Origin of the sequence: Marinospirillum sp., assembly GCF_044810985.1 — a bacterium.
Classification (GTDB): Bacteria; Pseudomonadota; Gammaproteobacteria; order Pseudomonadales; family Halomonadaceae; genus Marinospirillum.
This window is the reverse complement of record NZ_CP085242.1, coordinates 1,069,926-1,093,177: the sequence shown is the minus strand read 5'-3', so window position 1 is coordinate 1,093,177 and position 23,252 is coordinate 1,069,926. Positions and strand designations below refer to the sequence as shown.

Annotated in this window: 17 protein-coding genes and 1 pseudogene; 14 read left to right on the top strand and 4 right to left on the bottom strand. The window is 54.7% G+C overall.

Going from position 1 to position 23,252, the window contains the following annotated elements:
* The first annotated feature begins 214 nt into the window (after window positions 1–214).
* Complete coding sequence (locus tag LG323_RS05210) at window positions 215–1,870, top strand: nitrite/sulfite reductase (RefSeq protein ID WP_404419645.1); 1,656 nt, start codon at window positions 215–217, stop codon at window positions 1,868–1,870.
* A gap of 84 nt (window positions 1,871–1,954) precedes the next feature.
* On the opposite strand, the pseudogene LG323_RS05205 reads toward LG323_RS05210, so the two are convergent.
* Window positions 1,955–2,719 (bottom strand): annotated as a pseudogene (locus LG323_RS05205) (DMT family transporter); the annotation flags it as partial.
* A 102-nt stretch (window positions 2,720–2,821) separates the two neighbouring features.
* On the opposite strand from LG323_RS05205, the gene LG323_RS05200 reads away from it, so the two are divergent.
* The 13 genes from LG323_RS05200 (at window position 2,822) to LG323_RS05140 (ending at window position 18,033) form a co-directional block, all read left to right on the top strand.
* Window positions 2,822–3,751 (top strand): LysR family transcriptional regulator, encoded by a 930-nt coding sequence (locus LG323_RS05200; protein WP_404419643.1) that lies wholly within the window; start codon window positions 2,822–2,824, stop codon window positions 3,749–3,751.
* Between the two features lie 110 nt (window positions 3,752–3,861).
* A complete protein-coding gene (locus tag LG323_RS05195; RefSeq protein ID WP_404419641.1) occupies window positions 3,862–4,359 on the top strand; it encodes a DUF934 domain-containing protein in 498 nt (165 codons plus the stop codon).
* Window positions 4,360–4,538: 179 nt separating this feature from the next.
* Window positions 4,539–5,276, top strand: coding sequence for a phosphoadenylyl-sulfate reductase (locus LG323_RS05190; RefSeq protein ID WP_404419639.1), 738 nt, complete (start codon window positions 4,539–4,541; stop codon window positions 5,274–5,276).
* Between the two features lie 30 nt (window positions 5,277–5,306).
* Window positions 5,307–6,695, top strand: coding sequence for a siroheme synthase CysG (gene cysG, locus LG323_RS05185; RefSeq protein ID WP_404419637.1), 1,389 nt, complete (start codon window positions 5,307–5,309; stop codon window positions 6,693–6,695).
* 75 nt (window positions 6,696–6,770) lie between these two features.
* Entirely contained in the window at window positions 6,771–7,331 is a 561-nt protein-coding gene (locus tag LG323_RS05180; protein WP_404419635.1) for a TetR/AcrR family transcriptional regulator, read from the top strand.
* Window positions 7,328–8,389, top strand: a complete 1,062-nt coding sequence (locus LG323_RS05175) for an efflux RND transporter periplasmic adaptor subunit (protein WP_404419633.1) — start codon at window positions 7,328–7,330, stop codon at window positions 8,387–8,389. Before LG323_RS05180 ends, LG323_RS05175 begins: the two co-directional genes overlap by 4 nt.
* Before the next feature lie 12 nt (window positions 8,390–8,401).
* Window positions 8,402–11,446 (top strand): efflux RND transporter permease subunit, encoded by a 3,045-nt coding sequence (locus LG323_RS05170; protein ID WP_404419631.1) that lies wholly within the window; start codon window positions 8,402–8,404, stop codon window positions 11,444–11,446.
* A gap of 16 nt (window positions 11,447–11,462) precedes the next feature.
* Window positions 11,463–13,025 (top strand): CHAD domain-containing protein, encoded by a 1,563-nt coding sequence (locus tag LG323_RS05165; RefSeq protein ID WP_404419629.1) that lies wholly within the window; start codon window positions 11,463–11,465, stop codon window positions 13,023–13,025.
* Window positions 13,026–13,037: 12 nt separating this feature from the next.
* Complete coding sequence (locus LG323_RS05160) at window positions 13,038–13,778, top strand: ParA family protein (protein WP_404419627.1); 741 nt, start codon at window positions 13,038–13,040, stop codon at window positions 13,776–13,778.
* 15 nt (window positions 13,779–13,793) lie between these two features.
* On the top strand, window positions 13,794–15,293 hold the full coding sequence (glcD, locus tag LG323_RS05155) for a glycolate oxidase subunit GlcD (RefSeq protein ID WP_404419625.1): 1,500 nt from the start codon (window positions 13,794–13,796) through the stop codon (window positions 15,291–15,293).
* Window positions 15,293–16,387 (top strand): glycolate oxidase subunit GlcE, encoded by a 1,095-nt coding sequence (gene glcE / locus LG323_RS05150; protein ID WP_404419623.1) that lies wholly within the window; start codon window positions 15,293–15,295, stop codon window positions 16,385–16,387. The genes glcD and glcE overlap by 1 nt, the downstream gene beginning before the upstream one ends.
* 18 nt (window positions 16,388–16,405) lie before the next feature.
* Window positions 16,406–17,629, top strand: coding sequence for a glycolate oxidase subunit GlcF (glcF, locus tag LG323_RS05145; RefSeq protein ID WP_404419621.1), 1,224 nt, complete (start codon window positions 16,406–16,408; stop codon window positions 17,627–17,629).
* Window positions 17,630–17,631: 2 nt separating this feature from the next.
* Entirely contained in the window at window positions 17,632–18,033 is a 402-nt protein-coding gene (locus LG323_RS05140; RefSeq protein ID WP_404419619.1) for a heme-binding protein, read from the top strand.
* Here LG323_RS05140 and ftsH read toward each other — a convergent pair.
* The 3 genes from ftsH to LG323_RS05125 all read right to left on the bottom strand — a co-directional run bounded on the left by ftsH (window position 18,030) and on the right by LG323_RS05125 (window position 23,247).
* Window positions 18,030–19,871: an ATP-dependent zinc metalloprotease FtsH gene (ftsH, locus tag LG323_RS05135; RefSeq protein ID WP_404419617.1), complete on the bottom strand. Its 1,842-nt coding sequence runs from the start codon at window positions 19,869–19,871 to the stop codon at window positions 18,030–18,032. The two genes, LG323_RS05140 and ftsH, sit on opposite strands and share 4 nt — an antisense overlap.
* Window positions 19,872–20,069: 198 nt before the next feature.
* Window positions 20,070–21,854: a methyl-accepting chemotaxis protein gene (locus LG323_RS05130; RefSeq protein ID WP_404419615.1), complete on the bottom strand. Its 1,785-nt coding sequence runs from the start codon at window positions 21,852–21,854 to the stop codon at window positions 20,070–20,072.
* A gap of 133 nt (window positions 21,855–21,987) precedes the next feature.
* Entirely contained in the window at window positions 21,988–23,247 is a 1,260-nt protein-coding gene (locus LG323_RS05125; RefSeq protein ID WP_404419613.1) for a uracil-xanthine permease family protein, read from the bottom strand.
* Window positions 23,248–23,252 lie beyond the last annotated feature (5 nt).

Below are 23,252 nucleotides of genomic sequence, written 5' to 3'. Positions count from 1 at the left end.
TTTTGTAATAGCTTTAGGGGATATGAGGCTGGATTGTTTTGGTTATATCAAAATGATAATTGAGTATTTTATGTTATAAAGCAGAGGCGTTACCCTTGCCGACATTCATTGCTGAAGAAGCTGCTTGGCTCGATCTTGTTGATCAGGACGCGTAAAAATTTTCTTGCCCGCAGCCAGTCAGTCGTCAACATTTTATAGAAGGTGGCCTAGCCCTATGTACAGGTATAACGAAGTCGATCAGCAACTGGTGGATGACCGGGTGGCTCAGTACCGCGATCAGACACGGCGTTTTCTGGCCGGTGATTTGCCGGAGGAAGAGTTTCTGGCCCTGCGCCTGATGAATGGTCTTTACATTCAGCGTCAGGCCCCCATGTTGCGGGTGGCGATCCCCTACGGGACTTTTTCTGCCGAGCAGATGCGGACTTTTGCGCACATCTCGCGAACCTGGGACAAGGGTTACGCCCATTTCACCACCCGCACCAACCTCCAGTTCAACTGGCCGAAGCTGGAAGAGGTGCCGGATATTCTGGCTGAGTTGGCCAAGGTACAGATGCACGCCATTCAGACTTCTGGCAACTGTATTCGCAACACTACCACAGACCCCTTGGCCGGGGTTGCAGCCGATGAGGTGGAAGATCCGCGTCCCTGGTGTGAGCTGATTCGTCAGTGGTCCACCTTGCACCCGGAATTTGCCTACCTGCCGCGCAAATTCAAGATTGCCGTCAGCGGTGGCCCCAGTGATCGGGCGTCAGCACGCGTGCATGATATCGGTCTGGAGCTGGTGCGTAATGAAGCCGGTGAGCAGGGCTTCAAGGTGCTGGTGGGTGGCGGTCTGGGTCGCACACCCTTTATCGGCAAGGTGATTCGCGAGTATCTGGAACCGGAAGAGCTGTTCAGCTATCTGGAAGCGATTTTACGGATTTACAACCTTAAAGGCCGGCGTGACAACAAATACAAGGCCCGAATCAAGATCCTGGTTGCGGCCCAGGGTATTGAAGAATTCCGTCGTCTGGTGGAAGAGGAATGGCAGCACCTCAAGGGTGGTGAGCTGCGTCTGACCCAGGAGCGTATTGATGAAATCAAGGCGCACTTCCAGCCCTTTGCTTATGATCCAGCCGCTGCTGAAGATACCAGCCTGGAACAGGCCCTGAGCAGTAATCAGGATTTCCGTATCTGGTATCAGCAGAACACTCAGGCGCATCGGGTTCCCGGATACCGGATTGTGCATCTTTCTCTGAAACCCCTGCTGGGTGCCCCCGGTGATATCACCCATCAGCAGATGGATACCGTGGCCGACCTGGCTGAGACTTTCAGTTTTGGCGAAATCCGCTCAACCCAGGATCAGAACCTGGTACTGACTGACGTTCAGCAAAAAGATCTTTTTGCGCTTTGGCAGCGTCTGCAGGATGCCAATCTGGCCCGAGCCAATATCAACACCCTGAGCGACATGATCGTCTGCCCCGGTTTTGATTTCTGTAACCTGGCCAATGCCCGGACCCTGAATATTGCCGATGAAATCAATCAGGCCTTTGAAGACCTGGATTACCTGCATGACCTGGGCGATATCCAGCTGAACATGTCCGGTTGCATCAATGCCTGCGCGCACCACCATATCGGGCATATCGGCATTCTGGGTGTCGATAAAAAGGGCGAGGACTGGTATCAGATCACCCTGGGCGGCAATGCCACGGAAAATGCCAGACTGGGCAAGGTGCTGGGCCGGGCTGTACCGGCAGAAGAAGTACCCGCCACCCTGCGCATCTTGCTGGAAACCTACCTGGAACAGCGTGAAGAAGGGGAAAGCTTTTTGCAGACCTATGAACGGGTGGGGATGGAGCCCTTCAAGAAAGCGGTTTATCAGCCAGCCTGAAAAACGCTTTCGACCTTGCCGCCAGGCGATCAGCAGCAGTGGGATAACGATCATGCTGCTGCCGATCACAAACCAGAGGTCAGGGACTTCGGCAAAGAAAATCCAGCCCAGAGCCACGGCCCAGATCAGGCCGGTGTATTCGGCGCTGGTCACCTGGCTGGCATCCACCTGCTGATAGGCCAGAAGCACGGTGATGTTATAACCGAGAATAAAAATGGCTGAGGCCAGGGCATAGCCCAGTAATTCCGGGTTCCAGCCACCGCCTTCCCACCAGGCCAACACGGCTGAAGTGGGCAGTATCAAGAGATAGCCCAGCAGCAGCTTGTGGACAGTGCTCTGGGATCTGGGCAGCTTGCGAACCAGCAGCGCACTCAGCGCCAGGGCAAAGGCCGCACCCAGAGCGGCGCCAGCTGCCCAGTTGACTTCCACCGGCCGCAAAATCACCAGAATCCCCAGAAAACCACTGATCACAGCAATCAGACTTAGGGGTGTCAGCTTTTCACCAAAAAACATCACTGAAAACACCAAAACGATTAACGGTGCCGCATAAAAAATGGCATTGGCCGTCGCCAGCGGCAGGTGCATCAGTGCCACAACCATACAAACAATCCCGCCCAGGTGAATATGGGCTCTCAGCCAATGCATTTTCCACCCTGCAAACAACTGTTGACGATTGATTTGCTGGCTCAAAGGCAACAGCAGCAGTACCGTGATCAGACAGCGCAGAAAAGCAAACTGGAAAATCGGGGTTCCCGGCTCCAGCATTTTGATGAAAACATCGGACAGAATAGCCAGGGCATTGCCCAGAATCAGTAAAAAGATGGCGCTGTTGATGGTTTTTCCTGACATTTCTTTTCTTGCTCTGTTGGTGCGTGAAGTGCTGGCTATTCTAGGTGGCTCCACTTATCTGATAAAATGATCTTTTATAACCTGCTATTAGAAAATTAGATAATGAAGCTGCCACCTCTGAAATCTCTGCCCGTGTTTGAGGCTGTTGCCCGCCTGAACAGCTTTTCACAGGCTGCCCGGGAACTGGCGATCACTCAGAGTGCCGTGAGTCATCAGATCAAGCAGCTGGAAAGCTATCTGGGTGAGCCTTTGTTTTTACGCAGTGGTCGGCATTTGCAGTTGACTGAGGAGGGGCGTCAGTATCAGGAAGCGGTCACTTCAGTTTTGCTGGAGCTGGAAAAGGCCAGTGAGCGGCTACTGGGGCAGGAAAAATCCAGCCTGCGTCTGAGTGTTTACAGCTCCTTTGCCGTGCGCTGGCTGGTGCCGCGTCTGCCGAACTTGCAGCAAGCCTGCCCGCAACTGGAATTGTCTCTGGAAATGACCGGGGAAAATCCGGTGCTTTCGGATCGGGTGGCCGACTGCTTCATCACTATTCAGAAAACCTCGGCGGCTTTTGATTATGAGCTTTTGTATGAAGAGCAGCTTTTTCCGGTGGTGAGCCGGGATTACTGGCATCGCATGCAACGGGAGTTGCAACTGGATTCTGATGAGGTTCGGCTGAGCACTGCAGACCTGATTCGCTATCCGCTTTTGTCCACCCACAGTATTTATCAGCGTACCGCAGGTGACTGGCAGGCCTGGTTTGCTGTCACGGGAGAAGCCCTTCCGTCCGGGTCCAGACTGCAGCATTTCAGCCATATGCTGTTGGCGCTGGAAGCGGCGCGCTTTCATCAGGGCATTGCCCTGACCAACGATTATATGCTCAGCAACCAGAAGGACAGCGGTGATTTTGTCCGTCTGCCTTGTCATGCCGTGGCCACCGGGGATCACTTTTACTTTGCCTGGAAGCAGGCACGCCGCCGGGAGGCCGGTATTCAGCTACTCCGGCGTTGGCTGGTCAGCCAGGCACACAACAGCGGGCTGTTGAAATAAACTTTATATTCTTTGTTGATCTATAAAAAGCTCTACTTAGTATTTTTTGTTTGTCATGGAAACCGCTAGACTGCGGGGCAAAGAAACTTCTGATGAGGAGAAACGACTTTATGCCCCTGCTACGTAATCGCCAAGCGGTTGAAGAGGACAGCTGGCATTTTCTGCAAGCGGATGCTGAAAGCGAACAACTGCCAGCCCAACCCTGGGCTGAAGCGGTCGTCTTGCCTGCTGCCAAACTGGCTGAACTGAATGAAGCTGAACTGCAAGCAGTCAGCCGCCTGGGTGCTTTGTTGACGACGGAAGAAGAACACGAACTGCTGCTGCCCTGGCTGGAACGTCTGGAATTGATTGCCATCGAATTCCCAGTGTTTCGGGATGGCCGTGGCTTCAGCCAGGCTCGCCTGCTGCGCCGCGCCGGTTTCCAGGGCGAACTGCGCGCCGTGGGTGACGTGGCACGGGATCGCCTGGCCTACCTGGAACGCTGCGGTTTTGATGCTTTTGAAATTGCTGAAGAACGTTTCAACCCGGAAGACCTCAAGGCCTTCTCGGAAATCAGTGTCAGCTACCAAGCTAAAGCGGCTGAAAACGTTGAAACCACTCCGGCCTAGTCGGTGCCTTCCACCTGTATGCTGGTAGCAACAACTTCCACTTTATTTTCGTACAAGTGCAAGGTGTTGCTTGTGCAGGCTGTCTGCAACAGGAAGTTGCAGCCAGAGCTTACAGGGATGTATTTACGCGTCCTGACACAAGCAGACACCTTGCGCTTCGTCTAACTTTTGAGGTACCCATGTCCCTTGATGCCTTTCTGGAACCCGATGCCAAGCAGGAAGCCGAACCTCTGGATGCAGCCTTGCAGGCCAAGCTGGATGAGGTAATCGCTCGCCTGCAACAAGCTTGGCAGGAGTATGGCGAAACCCTGACCTTTGCCAATAGCCTGGGCGCAGAAGATGCCCTTTTGACCGGCCTGATTGCCCAGCACCAGCCGGAAATTGCCCAGTTTGTACTCGATACCGGGCGTTTACCGGAACCCACCCTGACACTACTGGATCAGGTGCGCAGCCGCTGGCCGCAGATCAATATCCAGGTGTTTTACCCGGATGCCAGCAAACTGCAGGACTTTGTCAACCGTGAAGGGGTGAATGCCTTTTACCGTTCCCAGGAACTGCGCAAAGCCTGCTGTGGTGTCCGCAAGGTGGAACCTTTGCAGCGGGCGCTGGCTGACAAAAAAGCCTGGATGACTGGCCTGCGTCGCGAACAGTCGGTCACCCGTGATCAACTGGAATACAGCCAGTGGGATGCAGGCAATGGCCTGCAGAAGCTGAGTCCTCTGTATGACTGGAGCGAAGCCGAACTCTGGCAAGCCATCAAGGCACTCAAGCTGCCTTACAATGCTCTGCATGATCAGGGCTATCCCAGCATTGGTTGTGCTCCCTGCACCCGTGCCGTGCAACCCGGTGATGATCCGCGCTCAGGGCGCTGGTGGTGGGAAAATCCTGAAACCCGTGAATGCGGTTTGCACAAGTAAACGCTTCACCCTTCAAGAACGAGGCTGCCCTTGGACTATCTCCCTTTATTTTTTAACCTGCAAGGCCGCTCCGTACTCTTGATTGGTGGGGGCGATGTCGGCTTGCGCAAGGCCCGCCTGCTGGTGCGTGCCGGTGCTCGCATTGCTCTGATCTCACATGAAGTCCATCCAGAACTGGAAGAGCTTCTTCAGGAACACCAGGGGCAGATTCTGGGCAAGGACTATGCGCCACAATGGCTGGAAGGCCAGGCGGTGGTGATCGCAGCCACGGATGATCAGGCCCTGAATGAGCAGATTCATGCTGATTGCGTGGCTCATAATCTGCCCATCAATGTCGTGGACAGTCCTGCCCTGTGCACCTTTGTTTTCCCGGCCATTGTTGATCGTTCACCGGTGGTGATCGGGATTACCTCCAGCGGCAAGGCTCCGGTGCTGGCGCGCTTGCTCAGAGCCAAGCTGGAAACCTGGATTCCCACCCGTTACAGCGATCTGGGCCAGCTGGCAGCCCGCTTTCGGGACTCGGTCAAGGCACGTTTCAGCAATATCAATCAAAGGCGTAAATTCTGGGAGAACACCTTTCAGGGCACCGTGGCCGAACGGGTTTTCAATGGCCAGATGCAGGAAGCTGAGCAGTTGCTGCAAGAGCAGCTGGATGCCTCGGATGCTGCAGAACCGGTGGGCGAGGTTTATTTGGTGGGGGCGGGGCCGGGTGATCCTGAGCTGCTGACCTTCAAGGCCTTGCGTCTGATGCAGCAGGCCGATGTGGTGCTTTATGATCGCCTGGTCTCCAAAGAAGTGCTGGATCTCTGCCGCCGCGATGCCGAGATGATTTATGTCGGCAAAAAACGCGATAACCATGCCGTACCCCAACCGGACATCAACCGTCTGCTGGTGGAACAAGCCCAGGCAGGGCATCGGGTGGTGCGCCTGAAAGGCGGTGATCCTTTTGTGTTTGGTCGTGGCGGTGAAGAGCTGGAAGAACTCAAGATGGCTGGCGTGCCTTTTCAGGTGGTGCCGGGCATCACGGCAGCCAATGCCTGTTCAGCCTATGCCGGTATTCCCCTGACTCACCGGGATTATGCTCAGTCGGTGAAAATGGTGACCGGGCAGTTGAAAAACCGCACCAGCGAATTGAATTTTGCGGAAATGGCCCACCCCAACCAGACCCTGGTGTTTTACATGGGCCTGCACACCCTGGAACTGATTGTTGAAGGCCTGCTGGAAAATGGCAAACCGCCCGAAACCCTGATTGCTCTGGTTTCCCAGGGCAGTACCCCGGAACAAAGAGTCTTGACCGGAACCCTGGCTGATATCGTGGCCCAGCAGGAAAAGGCCCAATTGCCCGCTCCGGCCATCATCATTGTCGGTGAAGTGGTGGCACTGCAGCCGCAACTGGCCTGGTTCAATACTTCTGATTAACTATTGCAAGCAACGACCCTTAACTATACCATTTGGTATTAACTTTACCGTTTGGTATTTTTAAGGAGCCAGCTCATGTCCGACAAGCCACGCCGCAGAAACAATTCACGTCATGCCATTCTTGATGCCGCCCAGCGGGTTGCTGTCGAGAAGGGGGCCAACAAGGTCAGTCTGGATTCAGTGGCCAAGGAGGCGGGGCTGACCAAGGGTGGTGTTCTTTACAACTTTTCCGGTAAGGATGCCCTGATCCGGGGTCTTCTGGAGCGTTTACTGGAAACCTACAGCCCCATGACGGATGCCAACTGTCAGGAATTGCAGGGCGAAGCCAATCCCACTTTGCGATCCATTATTCGGGTGATTGGTCAGATGCAACGGTTGGATCACAATATTCCCATGGCGATTCTGGCGGCGGCTGCAGAAAATCTGGAGCTGCTTCAGCCCTTGCGTGAGGAAATTGCCCTGCGACACCAAGAAATCAGAAAGGAAGCCAAGGACCCGGATCATGCCTCTCTGCTCTGGGCTTGCGGTGAAGGCATGATGCTTCTGGACATGCTGGGCTTGTTGCCTTTTGATGGTGACAAGAAAACCCAGCTTTTAAAGCGTCTTGAAGAGTTGGCTGAGGGGCTGAACTCATGAAGCGTCTGACGTTGTTTGCAGGGTTGCTTCTGGCTGGTTTGCTGGTCGGTTGTTCACCCAGTGAAGCGCAAACCCAGGAGCGGCATTCCCTGTCCAGCGTACGGGTGGAAACCCTGGGCGATCAAATGTCTGCTGCCAGTCGGCGGTTTGTCGGGCGGGTGGATGCAGTCAGCAATGTTGATCTCTCCTTCCAGGTGGGCGGACACTTGATTGAACTGCCGGTGCAACAGGGGCGTTTGCTGCCCAAGGGCAGTCTTCTGGCCCGCCTGGATCCGGCGGATTATCAACTGGCTCTGGAGCAATCTGAAGTTCGCCTGAAACAGGCGGAGCGCGACCTGCAGCGCAAGCAAACCCTCCTGACCCATAATTCGGTGCCGCGTGCCGCAGTGGATGAAGCCCGGGATCAAATGCGTCTGGCTGAGCTGGCTGTGGATTCTGCCCAGCGCAATCTTTCCTACACCCGTATTGAAGCGCCGTTTGATCTTTTGATCACCCGCCGTCTGGCGGATCGCTACGTCAATCTGCAAGCTGGAACACCGGTGGTTCGGGTTCAGGATGTCACCGAATTCCGGGTGCACATCAGCGTGCCGGAAGATCTGGTGCGCCGGGTCAGTGACCCCGATCAGGTGAAGGCCGAGCTGCTTTTGCCCGGCAGTGAGGAGAAACGCTTGCCTCTGGAATATCGTGAGCACGCCACCGAACCGGATGCAGTCATCCAGACCTACCAGGTCACCTTTGGTTTTGAGCGCCCCACGAATTTAAATCTTTTGCCGGGTATGACGGCCACCGTGGTGATCACCGCTCAGGCCTCGCAACTGGTTGAAGAAGAACTGGATCTGCCCCTGTCTGCCATCAATACCCGAGAAGATGGCAGCTTCTATGTCTGGATTTTCAACCCCAAATCGGGGGAAGTCCGGCCACGATCTGTGGAAGTGGGCCAACTGGGGGGCGACCGGGTTGAGCTCTTGTCGGGTGTGAAAGCCGGAGAGCAGGTGATTACTGCCGGTACGTCACGTCTGCGTGAAGGGATGCAAGTGCGTCCTTTCAGCCAGTTTTAAGGAGCTATTGATATGGACATTGCACGCCTTTCCATTGAACGGCCCATCAATACCTGGCTGTTGATCCTGCTCTGTTTTCTGGGTGGTATCTGGGCGCTGATGACGCTGGGTCGTCTGGAAGATCCGGCTTTCACCATCAAGCAGGCGCTGGTCGTCACTCCCTATCCTGGTGCCACAGCCAAAGAAGTGGAAGAGGAAGTCACCGAGCTGATGGAGTCTTCCATTCAGCAGCTTTCACAACTGCGCCGCATTCAATCCCGCTCCCTGCCCGGCCTTTCGGAAATCACCGTGGAGATCAAGGACACCTACAAGGGCGATGAAATCCCCCAGATCTGGGATGAATTGCGTCGTCAGGTGAATGATGCCCAGGATGATTTGCCACCCGGTTCCCGGCCTTCACAGGTGGTGGATGATTTCGGTGATGTCTTCGGGATTTTTTATGCCGTCACCGCCGAAGGTTACAGCGATGATGAAATCCGCGAACTGGCGCGTTTTCTCCGTCGTGAACTGTTGACCGTACCCGGTGTGGCCAAGGTGTCCACGCAGGGCGAGCCGGAAGAAAATATTTATGTGGAAGTGTCCCATGAAAAACTCACCCGTCTGGGCCTGCCCATTGATCAGTTGTTGAATACCCTGCAAACCGAGAACTCGGTGGAAGAGGGTGGCGAGCTGCGAATCGGTGATCAGCGTGTCCGAGTTGTGCCCAGACCAGGCCTGGGGTCCCTGGCCAGCCTGGAAACCCTGCGGGTGGGCCGACCGGGAACTACTGAACAGATCAGCCTGATTGATATTGCCGAAATCACCCGAGAAACCACGGACACCCCCAGTCAACTGATTCGTTACAACGGTAAGCCCGCTTTTACCCTGGCCGTTGCCGGTGTTGCCGATACCAATATCGTCAAGGTCGGGGAGGCGGTGGATGCGCATCTGGCGCATCTGGATTCGCGTATTCCCCTGGGCGTGCAATTGCATCCAATTTACGAGCAGCATCAGGTGGTGGATGAAGCCATCAACAGCTTCATGATCAACCTGGCCATGTCGGTGGCCATCGTGATCGGTGTGCTCTGTATTTTCATGGGCTGGCGTGTCGGCATCGTGGTGGGGATGACTCTGCTGCTGACGGTGCTGGGCACCACCTTTTTCATGCGCATCTTTCATATTGAAATGGAACGCATTTCTCTGGGTGCCCTGATTATTGCCATGGGCATGCTGGTGGATAATGCCATCGTTGTGGCTGAAGGCATGCTGATTAATATGCAAAAACGCCTGACTTCCCGGCAGGCGGCCAGTGATGCTGTGGCCCGCACCAAAATTCCCCTGCTGGGTGCCACGGTAATCGGCATCATGGCATTTTCGGGGATTGGCCTGTCACCGGATGCCACGGGTGAGTTCCTGTTTTCCTTGTTTGCCGTGATTGGCATCTCCCTGTTGTTGAGCTGGGTGCTGGCCGTGACCGTGACTCCCTTACTAGGGCATTATCTGCTCAAGGTCAAACCTGCAGAGGACGCGGATCATCTTTACTCCGGGCGTATTTATCGTCTTTATTCCCGGCTTTTGAATCTGGCTCTGACCCACAAGGGAAAAACCGTCACGCTGCTCTTGCTGGTGACCCTGAGCAGTTATGCCGGGTTTGGCTGGGTCAAGCAGGCTTTTTTCCCGGATTCCAATACTCCACTTTTTTATATCAATTATCAGTTGCCCCAGGGCAGTGATATCCGTGCCACTTCCCGGGATATTCAGGAGATTGAGCAGCGGGTTCTTGCTAAAGAGGGTGTGGAAAACGTGGCCAGTTTTATCGGTCAGGGGGCCAGCCGCTTCATGCTGACCTATGAACCCCATCAGCCGGACAGCTCCTATGGCCAGTTGATTGTTCGGGTGGAGGATCGTGAACTGATTGATGGCCTGGCTGAAGAGTTGCGGGGCGAGTTGCGAAAAGACTTCCCCGATGCCCGGATTTACACCGAGCGCCTGGTGTTTGGACCGGGGGGTGGTGCCAAGATCCAGGCGCGCTTTTCCGGGTCGGATGCCCAGACTTTGCGTGAGCTGGGGGAACAGGCCGTTGCCATCATGCAGCAGGAAGAAGGGGTGACCGATGTTCGGCATAACTGGCGGGAACAGGAGTTGACCCTGTCACCGGTTTTCAATGAAGAAAGAGCACGCTATGCCGGGATCAGTCGTCAGGATCTGGCGGAAACCCTCAAGTTTTCCACCACGGGCATTCAGGCAGGCAGCTATCGTGAAGGAGTGGAGCGTCTGCCGATTATTGGCCGCCCGCCCGAAGATGAACGCCTGGAGGTGCAGCGTTTGAAGGATCGCCTGATCTGGAGTACCACGGAAAGAGCCTATGTGCCCCTGACCCAGGTGGTTTCCGGGTTTGATCTGGTGGCTGAAGAAGCCAGGATTCACCGCCGTGACCGGGTGCGTACCCTCACCGTGGAAGCCGAGCCGTCCGCAGGTAATACAGCCGATGCGGCCCTGCGACTGATTCGTGCTGATATAGAGGCTTTACCACTTCCTGAAGGCTATGATCTGGAATGGGGCGGGGAATATGAAAACTCGGCGGAAGCCCAGGCTTCCCTGGCGGCACAGTTACCCCTGAGCTTTCTGGTGATGCTGGTGATTTCTGTACTCCTGTTTGGTCGCCTGGGTCAGCCGCTGGTGATCTGGCTGGTGGTGCCCATGTCGGCAACAGGTGTGGTACTGGGTTTGCTAATCAGTGGTCTGCCTTTCAGCTTTACCGCCTTACTGGGCTTTTTGAGCCTCTCCGGCATGCTGATGAAAAATGCCATTGTCCTGGTGGATGAAATTGACCATCAACTGACGCAGATCAAGGATCGTCGCCAGGCCTTGCTGGAAGCGAGTGTCAGCCGCTTAAGGCCGGTGTTTCTGGCTGCAGTGACCACGATACTGGGAATGCTGCCTTTACTCTTTGATGCTTTCTTTGCCAGTATGGCAGTGACCATTATGGCGGGTCTGGCTTTTGCCACCCTGCTGACTCTGATTGCCGTCCCCGTGCTCCATGCCTTGCTATTGCCCGGGAGAAAAACAACCTCTTGACGAGCCGAAAAAAATAATGAATAGCTTGCAGGAACGCAGTTGGTGGATCAAAAACAAGCCGGACTTCAAGAAACTCAAAAAGCTGCTTTCCGGCAGTTTTGATCAGTTAACCGAAGAAAGCTCAAACCAGACGCACAAAAATTATCTGGATTCCTTTGACTGGCAGCTCTGGCAAAAAGGCGAAGCTTTACTCTTTACCAGGGAAGCTAATCAGGAGGGGCAAAGCGGCGATCTGCAGCTTCTTTCTCTGCAGGGCGAAAGCCAGCAGGAGATGCCGCAAACTCTGCTGGCTTCACCCACCTTCTGGTGGGATTTGCCAGCCAGTGGGCTGCGCGATCATCTGCAGAAACGCCTGGGTGTCTGTTCTCTGGAGCCAGTGATCAGTGTGGAAGAAGAGCGCTGGTTGCTGGCCTGCCGGGACAATGAACAGAAAATTCGGGTGCGCCTGGAAGTGGTGCATCGCGAAGTGTTTCGCATGGATGCCGAAGAAACGCCTCACTATCATCAAACCTTTCTGACCTGCAAACCACTGCGAGGCTATGAAAAATCAGCCGATGAGGCTCTGGTTTGTCTGGACACGCTCCTGGGCAAGCCTGCCAGCCCGGACAGCCCCGAATACCTGCTGTCTCTGACTGGCCTGCATCCTGAAAAAAACCTGCTGCCCAGCCCTTTGCCTCTGCATTCGGAAACTGCCACTGAAACCGCTTTGCGTGAAGCGGGTCACCAACTTTTTGCCCATGCCAGGCGTTATGAAACCGGCCTGCTGTTTGATGTTGACACCGAATTTCTGCACCAATACCGGGTTAATCTCAGGCGCATTCGCTCCATTTTCACCCTGCTCAAGGCTGCTTTGCCCAAGGAGGTCTGGCAGGAGCTCAAACCGCGTTTGTCCGAGCTTTCCAAAAGCACCAATACCCTGAGGGATCTGGATGTCTTTCTGCTGGAGCGCAATCAATTCATGTCGATGCTGCCGGAAGCCTTCCGACCGGGCCTGAAAAAACTCTTTCGCAAGGTGGAAGATGAAAGACGAGTGGCCCACCAGCAGCTTGCCAGTTACTTTCTTTCCACCGTGTATGAGAAAAACTGCCAGTGGCTGGAGACTTTTTTTACCGAGCCACCTTTGCTGGCAACACCCCTGGCGGTGATGCCCGTGAAGAAGGTGGCCGGTCAGAAAATCTGGAAGCGTTACCGCAAGATTTGCAAGGCAGGCCTGATGATCACGGCAGAAACACCGGATGACCAGGTGCATGAGCTGCGGATCGAGTGTAAAAAACTGCGTTACCTGCTGGATTTCTTTGCTTCCCTGTATCCGGCCAAGCAGAATCGAAGGCATGTCAAAACCCTGAAACGTTTACAGACTATTCTCGGTGATTTTAACGACTACACTGTACAGCAGGAATTCCTTTTACAGCGCCTGGAAAAAGACACCACCAGCGAAGTGGATTCGGCGCTGCATGGTCTGATCACCATCCTCTACCAGCGACAGGTGGAAGAAAGAGGCAAAGTGATGCAAGCCCTGCAGGATTTTTCTGCCAGGGAAGTCAATGCTGATTTCAAGAACTGCTACAAAAAACAATAACCGGAGTTATTCATGAAAACCCTGGCAATTTACAGTATGAAAGGTGGTGTAGGTAAAACAGCCACTTCGGTCAATCTGGCTTACTGGGCCGCTCAGTCAGGTATGAAAACCCTGTTGATTGATCTTGATCCGCAAGGTGCTTCTTCCTTTTATTTTCGCATCAAACCCGCCAGCAAGAACTGGGGCAAGCGTTTCTTCAAAGCCTATGAAAACCTGCTCAAGCAGATCAAGGCCAGTGACTATGAGAACCTGGACATCATTCCCGCTCACCTGAGCTTTCGTAACTTCGATGTGATTCTGGATGGCTTGAACAAACGCAAAAGTCGCCTGCAGAAAATCCTCAAGGGCATGAAAAAGGAATACGATCTGGTCATCCTGGATTGCCCGCCCAGTATCGGCCATCTCTCCGAGTCGGTTTTCATTGCTTCCGATCAGTTGCTGGTGCCGGTGATTCCCACCACGCTTTCCGAGCGCACCTACGCGCAACTGCTGGATTTTTTCAAGCAGGAAGGCTACCCGAAAAAGAAAATCTTGCCGTTCTTTTCTTTGGTGCAAAATCAGAAATCCATGCACAAGAACACTCAGGAAAGCCTGCGCAGCAAACATTCCGGCTTTTTGAAGACGGTGATCCCCTTTTCTGCGGATGTGGAAAACATGGGCGAGCACCGTGCCCCGGTGGATCAGTTTGCCCGCACCAAACCGGCCAACACAGCTTATCGGGAACTCTGGCAGGAAGTATCGCGCTACCTCTGAATCCGGATGGAAGCCATGAATCTACTTTATGATGAACAGTTGGATGGTGAACTGCCTAAAATTGATCGGAATGCCCTGATTGCCGATCTGCAGCAAGCACTGCCGCAGCTGCAACTACTGCACCGGCGTGAAGACCTGCAGCCTTATGAGTGCGATGGCTTGTCTGCTTACCGAACTCTACCGATGTTGGTGGTGTTGCCGGAAACCATCGAGCAGGTGCAGACCCTGATGAAAATCTGCCACCAGTATAAAGTACCCGTGGTGGCGCGGGGTGCCGGAACCGGACTTTCCGGCGGTGCTCTGCCTTTGGAAAAGGGCGTGCTTCTGGTCATGGCGCGCTTTAACCGCATTCTGGAAGTCAATCCTGAAGGTCGTTTTGCCCGGGTTCAACCGGGTGTGCGCAATCTGGCCATTTCTGAAGCCGCAGCCCCTCACAAGCTCTACTATGCCCCTGATCCTTCTTCGCAAATTGCCTGTTCGATAGGCGGTAATGTTGCCGAAAATGCCGGTGGTGTGCATTGCCTGAAGTATGGTTTGACGGTTCACAATGTCATGAAAGTGGAAATCATCACCGTGGAAGGGGAGCGTATGACCCTGGGTGCGGATTCCCTGGATGCGCCAGGTTTTGATCTGCTTGCCTTGTTCACGGGATCGGAAGGCATGCTGGGCATTGTTGTGGAAGTCACTGTTAAACTTTTGCCTGCGCCTCAGGTTGCCAAGGTGTTGATGGCCAGTTTTGATGATATCGGCAAAGCCGGGCAGGCCGTGGGTGACATCATTTCTGCAGGGATTATTCCCGGTGGCCTGGAAATGATGGATAACCTGGCCATTCGTGCCGCCGAGGATTTTATTCATGCCGGTTATCCGGTGGATGCCGAAGCCATTTTGCTGTGTGAATTGGACGGTGTCGAAGCCGATGTGAACGCCGAGTGTGCTCGGGTCAAAGCCGTGCTGGAAAAATCCGGGGCAACGGCCATCAGCCAGGCCAAAGATGATGCCGAGCGTAAGCTGTTCTGGGCCGGGCGTAAAAATGCCTTCCCGGCCGTGGGGCGCATGTCGCCGGACTACTATTGCATGGATGGCACCATTCCCCGCCGCGAACTGCCGGGTGTTTTGCAAGGCATTGCCGAGCTTTCCAAGGAATACGGTCTGAGGGTGGCCAATGTTTTTCATGCCGGGGATGGCAATATGCACCCGTTGATTCTCTTTGATGCCAATCAGGAAGGAGAGCTGGAAAGGGCCGAAGCTCTAGGGGGCAAAATACTGGAGTTGTGTGTTGCTGTGGGTGGCTCGATTACCGGGGAACATGGCGTGGGCCGGGAAAAAATCAACCAGATGTGCTCCCAGTTCAATGATGATGAACTGCAAACCTTTCATGCCGTGAAAGCGGCTTTTGACCCGGATCGCCTGCTTAACCCCGGCAAGAATATTCCCACTCTGCATCGCTGCGCTGAATTTGGTGCCATGCACATTCACAATGGCGAACTGCCCTTCCCGGAACTGGAGCGTTTTTGATGTCTGCAACCCAGGAAACCGCCCAACGCCCCGGTGACCGGGCAGCAACGACCAGTGAAGAGGCTCTGCTGGAACAGGTGCGTAGCGCGCTGGACAGCAAAACACCGCTGAGGATTCAGGGCGGTAACAGCAAGGCTTTTTTAGGTCGGGCGGTTGCAGGCCAGCTTCTGGAGACCCGTGAGCATACTGGAATCGTCAGCTATGATCCCACCGAACTGGTGGTCACGGTCAGAACCGGCACTCCGGTCACGGAGTTGCTGGCTATTCTGGAAGAGCAGGGCCAGACTCTGCCCTGTGAACCCCCAGTTTTTAATGGCCAGGCTACGGTGGGTGGCATGCTGGCTTCAGGTCTGGCCGGGCCACGCCGCCCCTGGGTGGGTTCCCTTCGTGATTTTGTTCTGGGCACCAGGGTAATTACCGGGCAGGGCCGACTGCTGCGTTTTGGCGGTGAAGTCATGAAGAATGTCGCGGGCTATGACCTGTCACGCCTGATGGCAGGCAGTTTTGGCCTGCTTGGCGTGATCACGGAAGTTTCCATGAAAGTCTTGCCCAAGCCGGTGACCTCTGCACATCTGGATCTGGACATCCCGGCAGAAAAAGCCCTGCAGAAACTGGCCGAATGGGGGCAGCAACCCTTGCCAATCACCGGAGCCTGCTACGCTGATGGTCTCCTGAAGTTACGTCTGGAAGGTGGTGAGGGGTCGGTGCAGGCTGCGATGGATTACATCGGCGGCGAGCCTCTGGAGGCTGGTTTTTGGGAAAAACTGAATGAGCGGCAACTGGACTTCTTTGCCGATGAACGTCCGTTATGGCGACTGTCCTTGCCGACCAACACGCCGCTGGTGGAGTTGCCAGGTGATGCCTTGCTGGATTGGGGTGGCTGTCAACGCTGGTTGAAAACCGAGGCCCCTGCTGAAGAACTTCAAAAGCTGGCGCTTTCTTTGGGTGGCCATGCCACGTGCCAGACACCCGGAATAACAGACAGCCCATTTCAGCCCCTGACGCCCTTGCTGGCGTATTATCATCGCCAGCTCAAGGCCCAGTTGGACCCCCAGGGTATTTTCAATCCGGGGCGCACCTATCCGGGCCTCTAAGGTGGGAGAAGAACCAGGATGCAAACCAATTTGTCCGAACAAGCCAGAAAACTGCCGCGTGCTGAAGAAGCCGAAAGCATTCTGCGCGCCTGTGTTCATTGCGGTTTTTGCCTGGCCACCTGCCCGACCTACCAGTTGCTGGGGGATGAACGTGATGGCCCCAGAGGGCGAATTTACCTGATCAAGGCTTTTCTGGAAGGTGAGGAAACCACCCGTGAAACCCAGATCCATCTGGATCGTTGCCTGAGTTGCCGTAATTGCGAAACCACCTGTCCTTCCGGCGTTAACTATCATGCCCTGCTGGATATCGGCCGGGATGCCATGGATGGTCAATTGGAGCGTCCCCTCAGGGAGCGCTGGCTGCGTACTGGCCTGCGCTGGGCGCTACCTGATGCCAACCGCTTTAAATGGCTGCTGAAAATCGGCCAGACCTTCCGGCCCTTGATGCCAGCCAGCCTGAAAGAAAAAATTCCCGTACAAATCCTGCCTGCCGGACAGCGACCGGAAGCACAGCACGAAAGACGCATGCTGATTCTGGAAGGCTGCGTGCAACCCGGCCTTTCCCCCAACACCAACGCCGCCACTGCCAGGGTTCTGGATCGTCTGGGTGTCTCCGTGGAAAGTATCCGTGAAGCAGGCTGCTGTGGCGCTATGGATTATCATCTGGATGCCCAGAAGCAGGGTCTGGATCGGGCCCGCAAGAATATTGATGCCTGGTGGCCTGCTATAGAACAGGGTGCCGAAGCGATTATCCAGACCGCCAGCGGCTGTGGGGCCTTTGTCAAAGAATACGGTCATCTGCTAAAGGATGATCCTGATTATGCTGAAAAAGCCGCCCGAGTCAGTGAACTGACCAGGGATTTGGTTGAAGTGGTGGAGAAGGAAAACCTACAAGCTCTGACGATCAACCAGGACTCCACCCTGGCCTTTCATTGCCCCTGCACTCTGCAACATGCCCAGCAACTCGGGGGTCGTGTGGAAGCGGTGCTGAAAAAACTGGGTTTCAGCCTCACTGCTGTTGCCGAGGGTCACCTGTGCTGCGGCTCAGCAGGCACCTACTCCATCACCCAGCCTGAGCTGGCAACCCAGCTGCGTGATCATCGCCTGAACGCCTTGCAAGCAGGCCAGCCGGATACTATCGTCACCGCCAATATCGGCTGCCAGACTCATCTGGATGCTGCCAGTAAAACCCCGGTTCGCCACTGGATTGAAGTGGTCGAAAAAGCCCTTCAGGAGACCTGACCATGTTAAGCAAACCCCTACTCACCCTCGAAGAAGCCAACCAAATGATCAAGGCCGCCCGGACAGAAGCTGAAAAAGAAGGCTGGAACGTCTGCATTGCCGTTGTTGATGATGGTGGCCACCTGCTGGCATTGGAACGCATGGACGGTTGCGCCCCCTTTGCCTCCTACGTCGCCCCCCAAAAAGCCAAAACCGCTGCCATCGGCCGCAAGGAAACCCGCGACTTCGAAGAGGTCATCAACCAGGGCCGCACCGCCTTTCTATCCGCTCCCGAAATTCAGGGAATACTCGAAGGCGGCGTGCCCCTGATCGTCGAAGGCCAGGTCGTTGCCGCCATCGGCGTATCCGGTGTGAAATCCGAACAGGATGCCCAGATCGCTAAAGCAGGGATTGCTGCGGTTTAGGGTTGTTCCTCACTGTTATGCTTTCTTTCTGGTACGAGACCTGTAAGGGTCTCGTGAATTTCATCACTTTCCAGAGTTTCGCGCTCCTCAAGAGCAGAAGCCAACGCATCCAGAGCCTTGCGATTTTCGTTGAGTAACTTGCGACCACGATCTTCAAGACTATTGAGCAATTTACGGATTTCCTCATCGACAAGGCTGGCAGTGGCTTCACCAAATTCGCGTGGTTGGCCAATTTCTTTGCCTAAAAACACATGTTCCTGGCTTTGGGCAAAGGTAACGGGGCCGATACGCTGGTTCATGCCCCAACGACCGATCATGCGTCGGGCAAGCCCGGTAGCCTGCTCAAGGTCGTTTTCAGCACCGCTTGAAACCTCACCAAATATCAAGTCTTCTGACAAGCGGCCACCAAACATGACAGTTATGCGGTCGCGCAGATAGGCTTCCCCCATGTTGTAACGCTCTTCGCTGGGCATCTGTGCGGTCACTCCTAGCGCCTGGCTACGGGGTAGCACTGTCACCTTCTCCAGGGGGTCGGCTTTGGGCAATAGATAGGCTAGCAAGGCATGCCCCGCTTCGTGATAAGCAACAAGGTGTCGTTCATCAGTGGATAACCCCACATCTTTGGCTTCACCCAGGAGCTCGCGATCGCGGGCATTCGAGAAACAGTTCCAATCCACCTTGTCCTGTTTACGCCGACCGGCCTGAAGGGCGGCCTCATTGGCCAGGTTGGCCAGATCAGCACCAGAAAACCCCACAGTCATCTCTGCAAGGCGCTTCAGATCGACATCATCTGCAAGTGGCATCTTGCGAGTGTGTACTTCCAGAATACGTTGGCGGGCCTCACGGTGTGGATTTTCCAGGGTAACCTTGCGATCAAAGCGGCCAGGTCTTAGGAGGGCTTTATCCAGCACATCAGGCCGGTTGGTGGCAGCCAGTACCACCACTGAGTCATCCTTATTGAAACCATCCAGTTCGGCCAGAATCTGGTTGAGAGTCTGTTCACGCTCATCGTTGCCACCCCCCATGCCAGCACCCCGCGAACGACCAATGGAGTCGAGTTCGTCAATGAATACCACTGAAGGTGCCTGCTTTTTGGCCTCTTTGAAGAGGTCTCGCACGCGGGAAGCACCCACACCCACGAACATCTCGATAAACTCGGAACCACTGATGGTGAAGAAGGGCACTTCAGCCTCACCAGCTACCGCTTTACCCAAAAGGGTTTTACCGGTGCCTGGTGGGCCCATCATCAACACGCCTTTGGGGATTCGTGCACCCAAAGAGCGGTAGCGTTCCGGGTTTTTGAGAAAGTCGATGACTTCAGTGACTTCCCGTTTGGCGTTCTTGGAGCCAGCCACATCATCCAGTCGAACATCGGTGTCTTCACTTTGTATCTGATGGGATTGGGATTTGCCCAGATTAAAGAGACCCCCATTAGCCATCATGCGTTGCTGCATCCGTCCCCAGAACCAAAACAGGAGTCCCAGAATCAGTATCCAGGGCAAGGCTCTTACGATGATCTGTTGCCACCAGGGTGGTTCCGTTGGCCGAGCCGAGACTTTGATGTTGTTCTCTTCAAGGCGTTTAAGCAGACGTTCGCTTTCCAAGGCAGGGCGCGTAGTTTTGAAGTTTTTGGCTTCGCCCACATCCATGGCTTCCCGCCCGGACTTGGTGAACTGGCCCTCGATTGACTGGCCACGCAGGGTCACTTGATCAACATGATCACTTTCCACCGCCTGGAGAAAGTCGGAATAGGCCAGATCAACTTGAGCACGCTGTTCCACTCCCTGGAAATAATAAGAGAGCAGAAGAATAGCCAGTGTCAGCCAGAAAAACAGCACCCACTGGTTTTGAGGCTGATCCTTGTGCTTCGTCCATATAGAAAAAGGATCCTTGGTGTACTTTGAATCACCCGGTGAAAGGGGAGATTTTTTCGAGAAAAGCTGTGTTAAAAGGTTCGATCGGGTCATCTCATGCTCGCATAAAAAATTCCCTAAAAAATTAGTAGCTTGAGCTGAGTATTACAAGTTCTGTGTTTCTTAGCTTTCATCCAGCAAATGTTGTGTCTCAAACCCCATAATCAGTGACCCCCAGCGTTTGCCGTCTATATACAGGGGGATGGAGAGGTCGTTGAGGATCTCGCCGGTGTCCCTGATGAAGGTTTGCAGCAGGAAGGGGTTGTCGTGGGTGCAGCGTCTTTGTTCCGGGCGGGTGTCAAAGAAGATGCGACGGTTGCGGCTTTTGGCGTTGTCCACTGAGAAGTCACCCGTGATGGGGTGGGAGACCTTGCTATGGTGGACGGGCAGGTAGCCGTTACGGTCGATGGCAACGGCGTAAATAAATTCGGGATGGGCCTGGATGAAGCCGTCAAACAGCGGCTGCAGGGTGGATTCCACTTTCTTGGTGTAGCCGGTGAGATATTGCGCCGGTTTCTGATCCGGGTTGATGCGCTGGTAATCCTGGTCAAACAGATTCAGCCCCTGGTCGTGCAGGTTTCTCAGTGCCTGCTGGGTTTGTTCGGCCCATTGATAACCCAGCTGGGTCATTTTCTCAAAGCCACCAAAGCCGATGATGAAGCGGGACAGGAGTTCCTGGGTGCTTTCTGTGGCCAGTTCCAGTTCGAAGGAGTATTCGCGTGACTGATCCATATCCTCTTTCACCGAAACCGAAAGTTCGGTAATGCTGGTGACATGCTCATGGGTTTCGCGGTTGGTGTAGGAAAGCTCGTCAATGGCCGCTGAAATAGTGGTCAGTTGCTGACTCATCTGTTCAAAACCGGCGACCAGGCTGATGAACTGGTCATTGGTTTTGCTCATGAAGCTTTCGGTTTCTTCAACATTGCTGCGGATGCCTTGAGCACCGGCTTCGGTTTGTTCCACCAGCTGGGTCATCTGGCTGATGTTGGTGTGTATCTGCTGGGTCGCTTCACTGACCTTGTGAGCCAGGTTGCGCACTTCATCAGCCACCACGGCAAAGCCACGCCCGGCATCACCGGCACGGGCGGCTTCAATGGAAGCGTTCAGGGCCAGCAGGTTGGTCTGTTCGGAGAAGTCTTCCACCAGATTAAGGATTTCACGGATATTGGTGGAATTCTTGCTGAGGGTGGTGACGGTTTCCTGGAAGCCCTTGACCAGGTTGTCCACGTCCTTGATCTGTTGCACCGCGCCTTGCAGCTCCTGACTGGATTGGTGGATTTCACCCATGTTGTTGGTGGTCTGTTCGCTGATATGGGTGGTGTTGGAGGCAATTTCATCCACGGCCTGGGTGGCCTGCTGGCTGGATTCCAGAATTTGCTGGGCCTGTTGTTCCTGGCTGGTTGAAGAGCTGCTGGCCTGGGCCACAATCTTCTGCAGGCGGGCGGCGCTTAAAGCCACCTTGACTGAATGGTTTCTGGCTTCACTGATCATTTGTTTGAGCTGGCCGGAAAACTCATTGTAGCTCTGTGCCAGAACCGAGATTTCATCGTAGGTGTAGTCGGGCAGGGTAGCGGAAATATCGCCGTTCTTGTCCTTGATGGCCTGCAAAACCTTGGTGATTTCGCGGATGGGTTTCAAAAAGAGTTGGCGCATGAAAAAAATGGTGAAAATGCCCAATCCCAGGGCGAAGAGACTGCTGAGTCCCAGAAGCCACCAGAAGCTGTCCAGGCTGGCTTGCAGTGTCTGGGGGTCGGCATTGGCGGAGATATCTTCCTGAAGGCGCTTTAGATAGGTGGCTGCCAGTCCCACCAGAACAGCATGCGGCAGTAGCAGTACCACGACATTACCAACGATTTTACGGGTCAGGGTGAACCAGAAAGTTTTCTCGATGCTTCTGTAAAGACTCATAATTATCGCTCTTATTGTTTTTCAGGATTGAGCTACATCAATCAATATGACACTTTAAGGCGAAATTATGAATACCCATGAGACTAAAGAGGGATAGGCACGTCCTTGTGCAGGGTTGAATTCTTGCCAGCAGCTATTCCTGGGCAGGCTTGACTTGTGGAGCGCCGGGAAGAATCAGGTTCAAAACAATACCCACCACAGCGGCCAGGCCCACCCCTTGCAGCATGAAGGCACCGCCACCGATCTGCATGCCACCAATGCCAAACACGAGAATCAGAGAGGCAATGCAGAGGTTGCGTGGGGCCGTCAGTTCCAGATGGGCGCGGGTCAGGGTGTTCATGCCCACGACGGCAATGGAGCCGAACAGAAGGGTCATGATGCCGCCCATCACCGGAGAGGGAATGGTTTGCAGCAGAGCACCCAGTTTGCCTGCAAAGGCCAGCAGGATAGCAATAATCGCAGCCCAGACCATGATTTTCGGGTTGAAACTGCGAGTCAGCATCACCGCACCGGTGACTTCCGAGTAGGTGGTGTTGGGTGGGCCACCGAAAACAGCAGCAACCGAGGTTGCCAGACCATCCCCCAGCAGAGTGCGTTGCAGGCCGGGTTTTTTGATGTAGTTCTGGCCGGTGATCTGGCCGATGGCCACCATATCCCCGAGGTGTTCAATGGCCGGTGCCAGGGCCACGGGCAGCATGAAGAGGATGGCCTGCCAGTGAAATTCAGGGAAAACAAAAGCGGGAGCCGCCACCCAGGCTGAATCACGGATGGGATCAAAATCCACCATGCCCAGAAGCAGGGCAAACAGATAGCCCACCAGAACCCCGCCAAGAATGGAAACCAGGCGGTAGAAGCCCCGCCCAAAAACCGCCAGCCCCAGTGTCACCAACAGAGCAGTCATGGAAACGAATAACGCCTGGGTGTAAGGAAAGAGTTCGGCACTGCCGTCGCCGGTTTTGCCCAGAGCCATGTTGACGGCAACAGGAGCCAGTGCCAGACCGATGACCATGATCACCGGCCCGACCACTATCGCGGGCAGGATGCGTTGCAGTGAATTGGCACCGTAAATGCGTACCACCTGACTGAGAACAATATAGGCAAAGCCGGCTGCCATCAGGCCGGACAGGGTAGCCGGTATTCCCCACTGCTGAACACTGACTTGAACAGGGGCAATAAAGGCAAAGGAACTGGCCAGAAACACCGGAACCGAAACCCGGGTCACGGAATGAAAAACCAGGGTGCCCAGACCGGCTGTGAAGAGGGCGACGCTGGGGTCCAGTCCGGTCAGCAGGGGCACCAGAACCAGGGCACCAAAAGCCACAAACAGCATCTGCCCACCGGACAGGAGGGTCTTGGCATTCATAAAGCCGGGGAATTCATTGGAAGAGGTCATACCGG